12 protein-coding genes are annotated in these 14610 nt (G+C 63.7%); 6 read left to right on the top strand and 6 right to left on the bottom strand.

Features of this window, described 5'->3' with window-relative positions:
- Positions 1–90: 90 nt before the first annotated feature.
- Positions 91–543, bottom strand: a complete 453-nt coding sequence (locus AB4097_RS10975) for a DNA polymerase III subunit chi (RefSeq protein WP_442039360.1) — start codon at positions 541–543, stop codon at positions 91–93.
- 16 nt (positions 544–559) lie between these two features.
- On the bottom strand, positions 560–2050 hold the full coding sequence (locus AB4097_RS10970; RefSeq protein WP_442039358.1) for a leucyl aminopeptidase: 1491 nt from the start codon (positions 2048–2050) through the stop codon (positions 560–562).
- A 203-nt stretch (positions 2051–2253) separates the two neighbouring features.
- Between AB4097_RS10970 and lptF the strand changes: the two genes are divergently transcribed.
- The 6 genes from lptF to AB4097_RS10940 all read left to right on the top strand — a co-directional run bounded on the left by lptF (position 2254) and on the right by AB4097_RS10940 (position 10196).
- Entirely contained in the window at positions 2254–3414 is a 1161-nt protein-coding gene (gene lptF / locus AB4097_RS10965) for an LPS export ABC transporter permease LptF (RefSeq protein WP_442039356.1), read from the top strand.
- Between the two features lie 2 nt (positions 3415–3416).
- Positions 3417–4502, top strand: coding sequence for an LPS export ABC transporter permease LptG (gene lptG / locus AB4097_RS10960; protein ID WP_442039354.1), 1086 nt, complete (start codon positions 3417–3419; stop codon positions 4500–4502).
- A gap of 104 nt (positions 4503–4606) precedes the next feature.
- Positions 4607–7063, top strand: a complete 2457-nt coding sequence (locus tag AB4097_RS10955) for an LPS-assembly protein LptD (protein ID WP_442039352.1) — start codon at positions 4607–4609, stop codon at positions 7061–7063.
- A complete protein-coding gene (gene pdxA, locus AB4097_RS10950; protein WP_442039405.1) occupies positions 7063–8073 on the top strand; it encodes a 4-hydroxythreonine-4-phosphate dehydrogenase PdxA in 1011 nt (336 codons plus the stop codon). Before AB4097_RS10955 ends, pdxA begins: the two co-directional genes overlap by 1 nt.
- Positions 8070–8930, top strand: coding sequence for a 16S rRNA (adenine(1518)-N(6)/adenine(1519)-N(6))-dimethyltransferase RsmA (gene rsmA / locus AB4097_RS10945; RefSeq protein WP_442039350.1), 861 nt, complete (start codon positions 8070–8072; stop codon positions 8928–8930). Before pdxA ends, rsmA begins: the two co-directional genes overlap by 4 nt.
- Positions 8931–9083: 153 nt before the next feature.
- Positions 9084–10196, top strand: a complete 1113-nt coding sequence (locus AB4097_RS10940; RefSeq protein ID WP_442039348.1) for a D-alanine--D-alanine ligase family protein — start codon at positions 9084–9086, stop codon at positions 10194–10196.
- A 6-nt stretch (positions 10197–10202) separates the two neighbouring features.
- On the opposite strand, the gene gmk is transcribed toward AB4097_RS10940, so the two are convergent.
- The 4 genes from gmk to fabF form a co-directional block, all read right to left on the bottom strand.
- Positions 10203–10868, bottom strand: coding sequence for a guanylate kinase (gene gmk / locus AB4097_RS10935; RefSeq protein ID WP_442039346.1), 666 nt, complete (start codon positions 10866–10868; stop codon positions 10203–10205).
- Entirely contained in the window at positions 10858–11745 is an 888-nt protein-coding gene (locus AB4097_RS10930) for a YicC/YloC family endoribonuclease (RefSeq protein WP_442039344.1), read from the bottom strand. The genes gmk and AB4097_RS10930 overlap by 11 nt, the downstream gene beginning before the upstream one ends.
- Before the next feature lie 91 nt (positions 11746–11836).
- Entirely contained in the window at positions 11837–13198 is a 1362-nt protein-coding gene (gene mltG / locus AB4097_RS10925; RefSeq protein ID WP_442039403.1) for an endolytic transglycosylase MltG, read from the bottom strand.
- Positions 13199–13293: 95 nt separating this feature from the next.
- A complete protein-coding gene (gene fabF / locus AB4097_RS10920) occupies positions 13294–14556 on the bottom strand; it encodes a beta-ketoacyl-ACP synthase II (protein ID WP_442039342.1) in 1263 nt (420 codons plus the stop codon).
- Positions 14557–14610 lie beyond the last annotated feature (54 nt).

Here is a 14610-nt window from a genome sequence, read left to right as displayed (position 1 = left end):
CCTGGTGCAAGAAACATCTCATGAAACATAACTTCATTTCAAAAAGATATTCAAGCTCGTCACTCGCCTTTTGCGAAAGCTCGAATGCCCTTACGCCTTGCGCTGCCAGCGTCCATGCTCGTCCTGCTGCCAGTAGGTCGCCGCGTGGCTTCCTTCCTTCACCGCGCGCCATTGGTCGCGGGCGACGGCGAGGGCCTGGATGTCGTTGCCGTCGAACAGGATCGCCAGCCGCTCGTAAGCCGTGATGTCGCTCGGCAGATCCGCGCCTTCCACGAGGAAACGGATCGAGGCACCGTTGGGATTTTCGCCCGACAGGGTGATGAGGACCGGCTGGTCCGCCGCATGGGCCTCGCGGTCCGTTCCATGCGGCAGAAAGCTTTCATCGGTGAAGGTCCAGAGGTGATCGTCGAGCGCGGACATGCGTTCCTCGCTCACCACCTGCACCACCGCGCGCCAGCCCCGCTCCAGAGTCTTCTGCAGGAGCGTGGGCAGCACGGCCTCGAGCGGCTGATGCTGGAGATGGTAGAAAAGGACCTCGGTCATGCCCGTGTCGTCATCCTCAAGCCTCGTAATGATCGCGAACGAGCCGGTCGAGAAGGCGCACGCCCCAGCCGGAGCTCCAGCCCTTGTTGATCTCGGTCGCCGGCGAGCCCATGGCCGTGCCCGCGATGTCGAGATGGGCCCAGGGCACGTCGTTGACGAAGCGCTGGAGCAGGGCCGCTGCGGTGCTCGATCCGCCGAAACGGCCGGCGGAGTTCTTCATGTCGGCGAACTTGGATTCGATCATCTTGTCGAATTCCGGTCCCAGGGGCATGCGCCAGACCCGTTCGCCCGTCGCCTTGCCGGCCGCCGTCAGGCGCTCGGCCAGTTCGTCGTTGTTCGAGAAGAGGCCCGCATATTCCTGCGCCAAAGCGACCAGGATCGCGCCGGTCAGGGTCGCGAGATCGACCATGAACTTCGGCTTGAAGCGGTCCTGCACATACCAGAGCACGTCCGCCAACACGAGACGGCCCTCGGCGTCCGTGTTGATGATCTCGATGGTCTGGCCCGACATGGTTGTGACGATGTCGCCGGGGCGCTGGGCGTTGCCGTCCGGCATGTTCTCGACGAGGCCGATGGCGCCCACCACGTTGGCCTTCGCCTTGCGGCTCGCGAGCGCATGCATGAGGCCGACCACGCAGGCCGCGCCCGCCATGTCGCCCTTCATGTCCTCCATGCCGGCGCCCGGCTTGATCGAGATCCCCCCTGAGTCGAACACCACACCCTTGCCGATGAAGGCGATGGGCTTGTCGTCGGCCTTAGCCCCGTTCCAGCGCATGATGGCGACCCGGCCGCCGCGCACGGAGCCCTGGGCAACGCCGAGAAGCGCATTCATGCCGAGCGCCTGCATGGCCTTGTCGTCGAGAATTTCGACTTCGACCCCCAGCTTGCTCAACGCCTGGGCTCGGGCGGCGAACTCCTGGGGACCGAGCACATTCGGCGGCTCGTTGACGAGGTCGCGGGCGATGGCAACGCCCTGCTCGATGCCCTCCCGGGCCTTGTAGACCTTCTTGACTGCAGCAGGATCCGCCACGCTGAAGACGAGGCGGCCGCCCTTCTTGGCGTCGCTGTCATCCTTCTTGGTCTTGTAGCGGTCGAAGCTGTAGCGGCGCAGCTGGGCGCCCAGCGCGATATCGGCAACAATATCCGGTGCCACCTCGATCCCGGGCAGGTCCAGCACCGCCGTCGCGAGCGTCCCGTTCGCTTTTCCGGCAATCAGGCCGCCCAGCTGGACGAAATCGACGCCGGCCCGGTCCTTCTCACCGCCGAGGCCGATCACGATCAGCCGGTCGACGCTCAGGCCCGTGGGAACGACGATGGACATGGCGGATTTCGCCTTGCCCTTGAAAGACTCGGCAGCCGCAGCCTTCGCGATGAGATCGATGGCGTGCGGACCCAGCTGCGTGGCAACGGCGCCGGAGGGCTTGAGATCATCCCCGACGAAGACGATGAGATCGCCGGTCTCGACATTGCCGTGGGCCTGAAAATCGATCTTGAAGCTGTCGGCCATGAAATCCTCGTTGTTCTGATGCACATCACCGGTCTTCGGGCCGGCTGCGACGCTGACGATGGGGACATATATCATATGGCGGGTTAAGGCACGGGGAAGCTGCCGTGAAATCGGCGCAATCCCGGGCTGTTGAAAACGGCCATCTTGCCTGAGATGGTGCGACACGATACCCAGGGCTCCGCCGCCCGGGGGCGAAGGGCCTTATGACACTTCTCGAACGCTATATTCTGAAGAACACCTTCAACGCCTTTCTCGCATGCCTCGTCGCCCTGACGGGCGTGATCTGGATCACGCAGGCGCTGCGCGAACTCGACCTGCTGACCGGCAAGGGCCAGACCGTGGTGATCTTCCTGACGGTAACGGGCCTGTCCCTGCCCGCCCTGATCAATGTGATCGCTCCCGTGGCCCTGTTCCTTGCGACGATCTACACCTTGAACAAGCTGAACGGCGATTCCGAGCTGATCGTCATGAGCGCAGGCGGCATGCCGCCGCAGCGCCTCCTGCGGCCCTTCCTGGCCCTGGCTACCTTCGTGTGCGCCGTCGTGGCCATCATCTCGGTCTATCTCATGCCTGCGAGCTTCCAGGAGCTGCGCCAGCTGTTCACGAAGATCAGGGCCGATTTCGTGGGCACCATGGCCAAGGAAGGACAGTTCATCACCCTGGAGAGCGGCTTCACGTTCCATTACCGGGAGCGCTCGGGAGATGCCCTCCTGGGGATCTTCATGGAAGATCTTCGGGATAAGGACAAAGCCATCGTCTACCTCGCCGAGCGCGGTCAAACCGTCGAACAGGGCGGCAACGCCTACCTCGTGCTTCAGAAGGGCAGCGTCCAGCGCAAGGAGCCCAACAGCCGCGATTCGTCGATCGTCGCCTTCGAGCGCTATGCGGTCGACCTTTCCGCCTTCAGCAAGGAGGGTGGAGATGTCATCTACAAGCCGCGCGAACGAAGCACGACCCAGCTCCTCTTCCCCGACAAGAGCGAGTTCATCTACCAGGAGCAGCGCGGGCGCTTCCGAGCCGAGCTGCACGACCGCCTGTCGTCCTGGCTCTACCCGCTCGCCATGATGGTCATCGCCTTCGCGGCCCTGGGTGAAGCGAGAACGACCCGCCAGGGGCGCGGTCTTGCCATCGCCGGTGCGGTGGTCGCCATCGTGCTGCTGAGAATTCTCGGCTTCGCCGCATCGAGCGCCGTCGCGCGGACGGCGACGGCGGTGTTCGCCGTCTACGGCGTCCCTCTGGCAGGCATTCTCATCAGCCTGCTGTTCATCTTCAAAGGACCGGCCATGCGATCCGCCCAGGCGAAGCTCCATACGGCTATCCGTAATCTGCTTCCGTCGCGCTCCCCCGCAGCTCAGAAGGCCTGACCATGCTGATCGGCCGCACCCTGGGATTCTACTTCTCGCGACAGTTCGTCAAGACTATTTTCCTTGTTTTCGCAACTGTCTTCGCTCTCGTCTATACTCTCGACTTCGTCGAACTCATGCGCCGGGCGGGCGATGCGCCGGCCGCGACGCCTGCGGTGATCGCGCAGCTCGCCCTGTTCCGGACACCGGCCATCGCCGAGCAGGTCATGCCTTTCGCGGTGCTGTTCGGCAGCATGGCCACCCTCCTCCAGCTCAGCCGCAAGCTCGAGCTGGTGGTGGCGCGCGCGGCCGGTATCTCCGCATGGCAGTTCCTGCAGCCCGGACTTCTGATCGCCCTCTTGATCGGCATCCTGTCCGTGACCGTCTACAACCCGGTTTCGGCCATTCTCAAGCAGCGGGCCTCCAACCTGGAGACGCAGACCTTCGCCCGAGTAACCCAAACCCGGGAGAAGCCGATCTGGATCCGCCAGAGGAGCCAGGACGGACAAGCCATCCTTCGTGGCGACGGTTCGGCCATCGACAGCCCGACCCTTTATGGGGTCACGGTCTATGCCTTCGACCCGGCGGGCGCCTTCACCCACCGGGTCGAGGCCAAGGAAGCGACCCTGCACGAGGGCTTCTGGGAGCTGAAGGATGCCCGCATCCTCTCGGCCACCGAGGAGCCGCAATCCCATGAGCGATATCTGATCGCATCGAACCTCCAGCCCTCGCAGGTTCGACAGAGCTTCATCGAGCCCGATGCGGTTCCGTTCTGGGACCTCAAGGATACCATCAACCGCATGGCACAGGCGGATATCAACGTTACCGCCTATGAGCTCCATTACGACCTGCTTCTGGCCCGCCCCCTGCTGTTCATCGCCATGGTCTTCGTGGCCGCATCCGTATCGTTAAGATTCTTTCGATTTGGCGGTGTAGCGATGATGGTTCTGGGTGGCGTCACAGCCGGCTTCATGCTTTATGTCGCCACGGAGCTTATGGCGGAGCTTGGTGCCGCCGGAATCATCAGTTCCCTTGTTGCAGCTTGGTTCCCAGCTGTAGTAGGCAGTCTGTTAGGAACCCTGGCGTTATTGCATCAAGAGGACGGCTGACCGGCCTCAATAAAAAGGTTTGTTAAGGAGTGGGGATGCGGCAGCGGCTTAAGACAACGATCGCAATGTCTGCGATCGCAGCGGCTCTTTTAGCTGCTAGGTCTGTGCCTGCGCTTGCCCAGGCCACCCTGAACGAGGCCATTGCCGGGCGTGCCAAGTCCGGCTCTGATCAGGACCGTCTTCTCGTTGACGCTAAGGAAATCGTTTACGACAACGACAAGAACACGATCGCCGCCTCCGGCGACGTCCAGATGAACTACCAGGGCCGGACGCTCCAGGCCGACCGCGTCACCTACGACCGGAACACCGGCCGCGTCTTCGCGGAAGGCAATGCCCGCCTGACTGATGCCGGCGGCACCGTAGCCACCGGCGACCGATTCGAGCTGACGGACGACTTCAAAAACGGCTTCATCGATTCCCTGAGGGTGGTTCAGACCAGCGTCGAGCAGGGCCGTCCCCTCACGACTCGCTTCTCGGCCCCGCGGGCGGAGCGCGCCGAGGGCGAGACGACGGTTTTCGAGCGCGGCACCTATACCGCCTGCGAACCCTGCAAGGACAACCCGGAACGGCCGCCCCTTTGGCAGGTCAAGGCCGCCAAGATCATTCACAACAACAGCGAACGGACGATCTATTACGAGGATGCGACCCTTGAGCTCTTCGGGATCCCGGTCGCCTATATGCCCTATTTCTGGACTCCCGATCCGACGGTCAAGCGCAAGACGGGGTTCCTGTCGCCGCGCTATGTCTACTCCTCTTCCCTCGGCTACGGCGTCTCGGTCCCGTTTTTCTGGGCGATCGCACAGAATTACGACCTGACGTTCAACCCGACTTTCCTCACCCGTCAGGGCCTGCTCGCCCAGGCCGAATGGCGCCACCGGCTCGAGACCGGCGTCTACACCGTCCGGGCCGCCGGCATCGATCAGCAGGAGCCCGACGCCTTCCTCCAGCCTCCTAATGGAGCCGGGAACCGCGACTTCCGCGGCTCGTTGGAGACGACCGGCCTTTTCTACATCAACCAGAACTGGCGCTGGGGCTGGGATATCGCCCTGCTCTCCGACAAGTGGTTCCTGTCGAACTACAAGATCCGCAGCGAGAGCCTCAGTTCGTACTATATCAAGGAATCGATCTCGACCCTGTATCTCCAGGGACAGGGAGACCGTTCCTACTTCGACATGCGAGGCTATTACTTCCAGACCCTGTCGAGTTCCGATTGGCAGAAGCAGCAGCCCGTCGTCGCCCCCGTTCTGGACTACAACAAGCGCTTCACGCCTTCGACCATCGGCGGCGAGTTCGCCCTTGACGTGAACGTGACGCACCTCTCGCGCGAGGCTGCGCAGTACGACCCGCTCTCGATTGCCAATACGACCTATTTCGGCGTCGCCCAGACCTGCATCGTCTTCAATCCTGCCGCATGCCTCGTCCGGGGCATCAGCGGCTCGACGTCCCGAGCATCCGTCACAGCCTCCTGGCGCCGTGAGTTCGTCGATCCGATCGGCCAGGTCTGGACGCCGTTCGCCTATGTTCGAGCCGACAATTTCTGGATTTCCCCGGATTTCGCCGGGTACCAGAACCCGCAGCTCGCCAACTACCTCGACCCGGGTGACGATTATCTCTTCCGGGCCATGCCGGCCGTCGGCGTCGAGTATCGCTATCCCTTCATCGCCAGCCTGGGAACCTCGGGCAAGCAGGTCCTCGAGCCGATCGCCCAGGTGATCGCCCGCCCGAGCGAGACAAGGATCGGCAGCCTCCCCAACGAGGATGCCCAGAGCCTCGTGTTCGACGACACGTCCCTGTTCGATTGGGACAAGTTCTCCGGCTACGACCGGATCGAGGGCGGCGTTCGCGCCAATCTCGGCATTCAGTACACCGTGACGGGCGCAGACGATTTCTACGCCAATGTGCTCTTCGGCCAGTCCTATCAGATTGCCGGGCTCAACTCGTTCCGGGAACCCGATCTCGCCAATGTCGGTTTGGACTCCGGACTCGACTCCCGTGCCTCGGATTATGTCGGGCGCTTCCAGATCTCCCCGAATGCGAACTTCGCTTTCGTGACCCGCGCCCGTTTCGACCAGGAGGACTTCAACGTCAACCGGATCGAAGCCGGCTTCAGGGCGAACTTCAATCCGTACCTCCCGGTATCGACCTCATTGACCTATGCCCGCTATGAGGCCCAGCCCGCCATCGGGTTCCCGATGCGCCGCGAAGGCCTGCTCGGATCGGCCCGGTGGGACATTACGCCGAACTGGTACGTGACGGGCTCGGTTCTCCTCGATCTCGACCGCTACCTTCTGGCTCGGAACAGTTACTACGCCAATCTCGACATCGATCCCAACAACGTCGCCTATGTCAGCGGCATGTCGCTCGGGCTCGGCTATATGGACGAGTGCACCACCTTCTCGGTCAGCTACAGCATGACTCCGCGCGAAGTGGTCCGGAACTCCGGTGAGAAGAACGAGAACCACACGATCGCCTTCACTCTCGAGTTCCGTTCCCTCGGAGAAGTGGGCTATACTCAGAACCTCAGCGGCCTTTCCTCGGACGAAGGTGTATCCGCCCAGTGATTGGGCTCGAACAGCGCTCTCCCCTCCTGCTGACCCAGGGTGATCCGGCAGGGATCGGCCCGGAACTCTGCCTGAGGGCTTGGCTGGAACGAGAGACGGCGCTCCTTCCAGCTTTCGGAATCGTAGGCGACCCTGGGCATCTCAGAAATGTCGCCCAGAGCTATGGCTGGGACATACCCATCATTTCCGTCGAACCATCCCAGATCCAGGCGACCTTCCCTCATGCCCTTCCCGTCGTACCGCTGAGCGCCCAAGTCGCCGCCGAGCCGGGCAAGGCTGACGCGGCCAACGCCCCCTCAGTCATCGAATCCATCGAGACGGCGGTCCGGCTCGTCCGAGCCGGCTCGGCGGCTGCGATCGTGACGAATCCCATCGCCAAGCACGTTCTCTATGAGGCCGGTTTCCGGCATCCGGGCCATACGGAGTTTCTTGGGGCTCTTGCTGCAGAAGGTGGTCCGGAGACCTACCATCCGGTCATGATGCTGTGGAGCGAGCAGCTTGCCGTCGTGCCGGTCACGGTGCACATCCCCCTGGCGGATGTACCCTCCGCCCTGACCACGGACCTGATCGTCCTCACGGGACGGATCGTAGCCCGGGAGCTGCGGCAGCGGTTCGGCATCGAGAACCCGAGGCTCGCCCTCGCAGGGCTGAACCCCCATGCGGGCGAAAGCGGTGCAATGGGGACGGAGGACGAGGATGTCATTGTCCCGGCCGTCGACATCCTTCGGGCCGATGGCATCGAGGTGGCCGGTCCCCTGCCGGCGGACACCATGTTCCACACCCGCGCGCGCAGCCGATACGACGCAGCCCTTGCCATGTATCACGATCAGGCGCTGATCCCGATCAAGACCATCGCCTTCGACGAAGCGGTCAACGTGACGCTGGGGCTCCCATTCGTGCGGACCTCACCCGATCATGGCACGGCTTTCGACATTGCAGGCAAGGGGATCGCCCGGCCCGACAGCCTCATGGCGGCCCTGAAGCTCGCTGCCCGCCTGGGGAGCCCATGAGCCAAATCGACGATCTTCCCCCCTTGCGCGAGGTCGTGCGCACCCATGGGCTCATGGCCAAGAAGTCGCTCGGCCAGAACTTCCTGTTCGACCTCAATCTCACCAGCCGCATCGCCCGTTCGGCAGGTCCGCTGGAGGACGCCACGGTCATCGAAGTCGGCCCTGGTCCCGGCGGCCTCACCCGCGCCATCCTGGCAGCGGGCGCGAAAAAGCTCATCGCCATCGAGCGCGACAGCCGCTGCCTGCCTGCCCTTGCCGAGATCGCCGATCATTATCCGGGACGGCTCGATGTGATCGAAGCCGACGCGCTCGCATTCGACCCGCGCCCACTTGTTGGCGATAGCCTCGTGCGGATCATCGCCAACCTGCCCTATAATGTCGGCACGGCCCTCCTGACCGGCTGGCTCACAGGCGAGGCCTGGCCGCCTTGGTGGGCCTCGCTCACTCTCATGTTCCAGCGCGAGGTTGCCGAGCGCATCGTGGCGGACGAAGGCAATCCGAAGAACTATGGCAGGCTCGGAGTTCTTTGCGGCTGGCGGACGGAAGCGCGCATCCTCTTCGACGTGCCGCCCTCCGCTTTCGTGCCGCCGCCGAAGATCACATCGAGCATCGTGCACCTGACCCCACGGGCCAACCCGCTGCCCTGCCGCATCGGTGCCCTGGAGGCCGTAACCCGCGCGGCCTTCGGGCAGCGTCGCAAGATGCTGCGCCAGAGCCTGAAGTCCCTTGCGCCGGACCCAGCCGCAATCATCGAAGCGGCGGGGCTGGAGGAGACGATCCGCGCCGAGAATATCCCGATCGAGGGCTACGTGGCCTTGGCGAATGCCTATGATGCGATAAGGCATCAGCAGGGCTGAGACTTTCGCCCACTGCTCGCCCTCTCGCCATCCTCGCCTATATGCAGCCGCTGTACCGGCGCGGAAGGCTCCTTTTCATGAGACCTTAACCGCGCCCTTCCATGATTGGATCATCGTGAGCGGCCGGGTTGGCCGTGAGAGGAGAAGGCGGGAATGTCGCAGCCGCGCAAGACGATCGGGCTTCTGTTCGGGGGACGCTCTGCGGAGCATGAGGTCTCGAAGCTGTCGGCGGCCAATGTCCTGCGGGCCCTCGATCCCGACCGCTACGACATCGTCCCCATCGGAATCAGCCGGGACGGGCGCTGGCTTCTCTGCGACAGCGGCAATGGGGGCGGAAGGGGCGCGCAATCCCTGGAAATCCCTGAAGGCGCCCCGCAGGTGGCTCTCCTCCCCGGCGGGGCGGGCGAGATGATCGTGCTGAACGGCGCCGGGCCCTCGCGCTCCCTGAACCTCGATGCGGTCGTGCCCGTGCTCCATGGCCCCAACGGCGAGGATGGAACGGTTCAGGGCTTTCTCGAACTGGCCAATGTTCCCTATGTGGGCTCCGGCGTCATGGGCTCCGCCGCCGGCATGGACAAGGACATCGCCAAGCGCCTGCTGCGCGACAGCGGCCTCCCGGTCGTGCCGTTCCTGACGCTGACCCCGCGCACCCGCGTCGATTACGAGGCCGCCGTGGACACGCTCAAAACGGCCGATCTTTTCGTCAAACCTGCCAATATGGGCTCGTCCGTCGGTGTATCCCGGGCTTCGTCGGCGCAGGAATTCGACAGGGCCTGCGAACGCGCGTTCCGATACGACGGCAAGGTGCTCGTGGAGCGCAGCGTCACGGGCGCCCGGGAGATCGAGTGTTCGGTGCTGGAAGATGCCTCGGGCGAGGTCCGCGCCTCCCCCCTGGGCGAGATCGTGCCGGCCGACAGCCACGGGTTCTACAGCTACGACGCCAAGTATATCGACGCGGACGGTGCCCTCCTGCGCATCCCGGCGGAGCTCTCATCCGCTCAGGCTCGCCGCCTCCAGGAGCTTGCCGTCGCAACCTTCAAGACTCTCGCCTGCGAGGGACTGGCTCGCGTCGACTTCTTCCTGGACCCCAGGAACGACGGCGGCCTCTACGTCAATGAGGTCAATACCCTGCCGGGCTTCACGGCGATCAGCATGTATCCGAAGCTCTGGGAGGCCGGCGGCCTGCCTCAGAGCGAGCTGATGGAGGTGCTGCTCGGACACGCCATCGCCCGCCACGAGCGCCGGAACGCGCTCGCGCTGGTGTGAGCGGGATCAGTCGATCTTTTCGGCCAGCAATCCTTCGACGAAATCCGAGAGACCGACGAGCCGCTCGCGCTTGAGGCGCTCGGCTGCCTGAATGGCCTTCAGGCTCTCGAAAGACTTGCCGAGGTCTTCGTTGACGATCACGTAATCGTATTCGACCCAGCGCTCCATCTCGACGCGTGCATTGGCGAGGCGCTTGGCGATGACGTCGGCCGCATCCTCCGCACGGCGTTCGAGCCGAGCCTTCAGCTCCTTGAAGCTCGGCGGCAGGACGAAGACGGTCACCACATCGTCCGGCAGCTTCTGCCGAACCTGGCGCGTGCCCTGGTAGTCGATGTCGAAGACCATGTCCTGGCCGGAAGCCAGCGTCTTCTCCACGGGCTTGCGCGGCGTGCCGTAGAAATTGCCATGCACCTCCGCCCATTCCAGAAGTTCGTCGCGATCACGCATCGCCAGGAACTCTTCCACGTCGATGAAGTGATAGTGCCTTCCCTCGATCTCGGAGGGACGCTTGGGACGCGTCGTCACGGAAACGGACAGGACGCCGGCCCGCTCTTCCACGAGGCTGCGGGTGAGCGTGGTCTTACCGGCGCCGGACGGCGAGGACAGGATGAGAATGAGGCCGCGACGGCCGACCGGAGACTTCGAACCTTGGCTCACCACATCACTCCACATTCTGAACCTGTTCGCGGAATTGCTCGATCACGGCCTTCAATTCAAGCCCGATCCGCGAGAGGGACACGTCATTGGCCTTTGCGCAGAGGGTATTCGCCTCGCGGCCGAATTCCTGCGCCAGGAAGTCGAGCCTCCGGCCGACCGATCCGCCCTCCTGCACCAAACCTCGCGCGGCATCCACATGGGCACGCAAACGGTCGAGCTCCTCGCGGATGTCGGCCCGTGCGGCAATGAGCACGGCCTCCTGATGAAGGCGCGCCGGATCGAGACTGGCCTTACCGTCGAGCAGCTCGGCAATCTGCGCCTCCAGGCGGGCACGAATGGCATCAGGCCGACGGGCCGGCGCCGCTTCGGCTTCGTCGACCAGCCGGGAGATGATGTCGAGCTGCTGTCCGAGGACGACAGCGAGCGCCTGCCCTTCCTTCCGCCGCGCAGCCTTGAGAGACTCGATCAGCGTGCCGATTGCCGCTTTCAGAGCCGTTGCAAGTCCCTCGTCCTGTGACGGATCGGCGACATCGTCATCCAGCTCGACCACGCCGCGCACGGACAGGAGACCATCGAGAGAGGCAGGTTTCACGTTGTCCGGGAGCGACAGGCCGCCGATGGCCGCGAGCAGCGATTGCAATACATCCTGGTTCACACGCAGCTTGGCCGCGGAAGATGCCTTGCTGAGCGCCAGGTTGAGCTGGCCCTGGCCTCTGGTGAGCGCCTTGAGGATCTGCCCTCGCGCTTCCTCGCCAATGGCATCGAGGCCCGAAGGTGTCCGGACGCGCACCTCGAGGCCGCGTCCGTTCACCGTCTTGAGCTCCCAGGCCCATTGATAGGAACCGGTGACGCCGGCCTCACGGGCGAAGCCGGTCATGCTCTCGATGGACATAGGCTAACCTCAAAAGGAATGAAAAATCGGCGCGACCATAATGCGCGCCGATCTAAGTGTCGACGAAGGATCTTGAATCGGCCTGCGCGCTTCACGGTTGCCGGAGGGCCGGAACGTTCTTCGGGCTGTTCAGGTCGAAGCTCTTGTTCTTGAGCGGATCCTTTTCGGTTCCCTCGCTGGCATCGAAGCCACGTCCGGGACGTCCCCCGGAGGAGGGCTGCGCATTCGCGGAGCCGCGCAGGGCAGGCGCCGCACCAGGAGGCAGATTCGTCTGCTCGCCGTCGGGCACCACACGGTCGACATCGTCGGCCTCAGGCGCCGGACGACTCTTCTCGATCTGCCGCCAGCGCGTCACGTTGCGCTGGTGCTGCTCGTACGATTCGGCGAAGGCATGACCGCCCGATCCGTCCGCCACGAAATAGAGATCCTTGGTACGCGACGGATTGGCCACGGCTTCGAGCGCGGCGCGGCCCGGATTGGCGATGGGGCCCGGCGGCAGGCCTTCGACCACATAGGTGTTGTAGGGTGTTGCAGCCTCGATCTCGCTGCGCAGGATGCCGCGCCCCAGCGTACCTTTGCCGCCGACCAATCCGTAGACGATGGTTGGATCGGACTGGAGCTTCATCCGCTTCTGCAGGCGATTGATGAAGACGCCCGCCACACGGGTGCGCTCATCCGCCCGGCCCGTCTCCTTCTCGACGATCGAGGCCAGGATCACGAGTTCCTGCGGCGACTTGATCGGCAGTTCGGTGGAGCGGCGCTGCCAGATCTGCTCGATGGCCTGGCGCTGGGCCGCCTGCATGGTGCCGATGATCTGCTGACGGGTCGTGCCGCGCTCGAACTTGTAAGTATCGGGCAGGAGCGTTCCCTCACGCGGCGTCTCGGTTACATCTCCGGTGAGAATTTCATGCTCGTAGAGCCGGGCAACGATCTGCTCGCTGGTCAGCCCTTCGGGAATCGTCACCGCATGCAGAATCGCCTTACCCTGGATCAGGGTGTCGATGGCATCTTCGATGCTGGTACCGGCCTTGAACTGGAACTCGCCGGCCTTCAGCTGGCCGCGCTGCCGGTTGATATGGGCGTACATCTGAAACAGCAGCGGCTGGTTGATGACACCCTCTTCCTTGAGGATGTTGGCGATCTCGCCTGTACCGGTGTTCCGAGGAATGACCACTACCTTGTCGCTCTGCAAGGGGCCCTGGGCCGTCACCTCGTGCTGCAGCATGGAGAAGCCGAAGATCCCGGCAATCGCCAAGGCGACCAATAGGGTTAAAAGACCGCTCAGGAGCGACAGCATTCCTCTGCGACGGCGGCGGAGCTTCGGTGGCGGAGGAGGCGCCATCGAGGGCTTGATGGCTTCATTGGGGGACCGGGGGGCGAGACGGGGCTGCGCCGATCCGTGATCGGATTCGTCTGCAGGAGGGAGAAGGATCTTTTTCTTTCGTCCGAACATCACGCCGCTTTTCTGGTATCGGCCGGCGGTCCTGCCGGTCCGCCGACACCCTAACAGGGATTATGGCGAAAAGCCGTAACGTGCCGTCGCCGGCCTCAGGATACGCGACGAAGAATGAGCGAAGCGTTAGTCCCGCCGAATCCGAAGGAGTTCGAGAGAGCCACGTTGACCTCCTTGCGCTTGGCCTGCTTGGGCACGAGATCGATGGCGGTCTCCACCGACGGATTGTCGAGGTTGATGGTTGGCGGGATGATGCCGTCGCGCATGGCCAGAATCGAGAAGATCGCCTCGACGGCGCCTGCGGCACCTAAGAGGTGGCCGATCGCCGACTTCGTGGAGGACATGGAGAGCTTGCCAGCCGCATTGCCCATGATGCGCTCGACGGCCTTGAGTTCCAGTTCATCGCCGAGCGGCGTCGAGGTTCCGTGGGCGTTGACGTAGTCGATCTCGGAAACATCGATGCAGGCGCGCTTGAGGGCGGCGGCCATGCAGCGATAGGCCCCGTCGCCATCTTCGGACGGCGAGGTGATGTGGTAGGCGTCGCCCGACAGGCCATAGCCGATGACCTCGGCATAGATCTTGGCGCCACGGGCCTTGGCGTGCTCGTACTCTTCCAGGACGACGACGCCGGCGCCCTCGCCCATGACGAAGCCGTCACGGTCCTTGTCGTACGGACGCGAGGCGCGGGTCGGATCGTCGTTGAAGTTGGTCGACAAGGCACGGCAGGCGGCAAAGCCCGCGATGGAGAGCCGGTTGATCGGCGATTCTGTTCCACCGGCGACCATCACCTCCGCATCGCCAAGGGCAATGAGCCGGGCCGCATCACCGATGGCGTGAGAGCCCGTGGAGCAGGCCGTCACGACCGCATGGTTCGGACCCTTCAGACCATGTTCGATGGACACGTAGCCCCCGGCCAGATTGATGAGCCGGCCCGGGATGAAGAAGGGAGAAATGCGACGGGGACCGCGCTCGATCAGGGTGGCCGAAGCCTCGTAGATGCCGCCGATGCCGCCGATGCCGGAGCCGATCAGCACACCTGTGGCGCATTGATCCTCGTAAGTCTTGGGCTCCCAGCCGGAATCCCGCAGCGCCATGGTGGAGGCGGCCATCGCGTAGACGATGAAGGGATCGACCTTGCGCTGCTCCTTCGGCTCCATCCATTCATCGGCATTGAAGGTGCCGTTGGAACCATCGCCGCGCGGGATCTGGCAGGCGATCTGGCAGGCGAGATCATCGATCTGGAAGCCCGTAATCTTGCCGGCACCGCTCTGCCCCTCGACGAGGCGGGACCATGTGGCGTCGACGCCGCTTCCCAGCGGAGTGACCATGCCAAGACCTGTGACAACTACCCGGCGCATGAATTCCTGCCCTATCGATCATAAAATTCGGGCGTCGGATGAGTCACCCGACGC

The sequence above is a fragment of the Microvirga sp. 2MCAF35 genome (assembly GCF_052115545.1).
Lineage (GTDB): Bacteria > Pseudomonadota > Alphaproteobacteria > Rhizobiales > Beijerinckiaceae > Microvirga.
The sequence above is the reverse complement of the archived record's forward strand: the minus strand, read 5'-3'. Positions and strand labels throughout refer to the sequence as shown.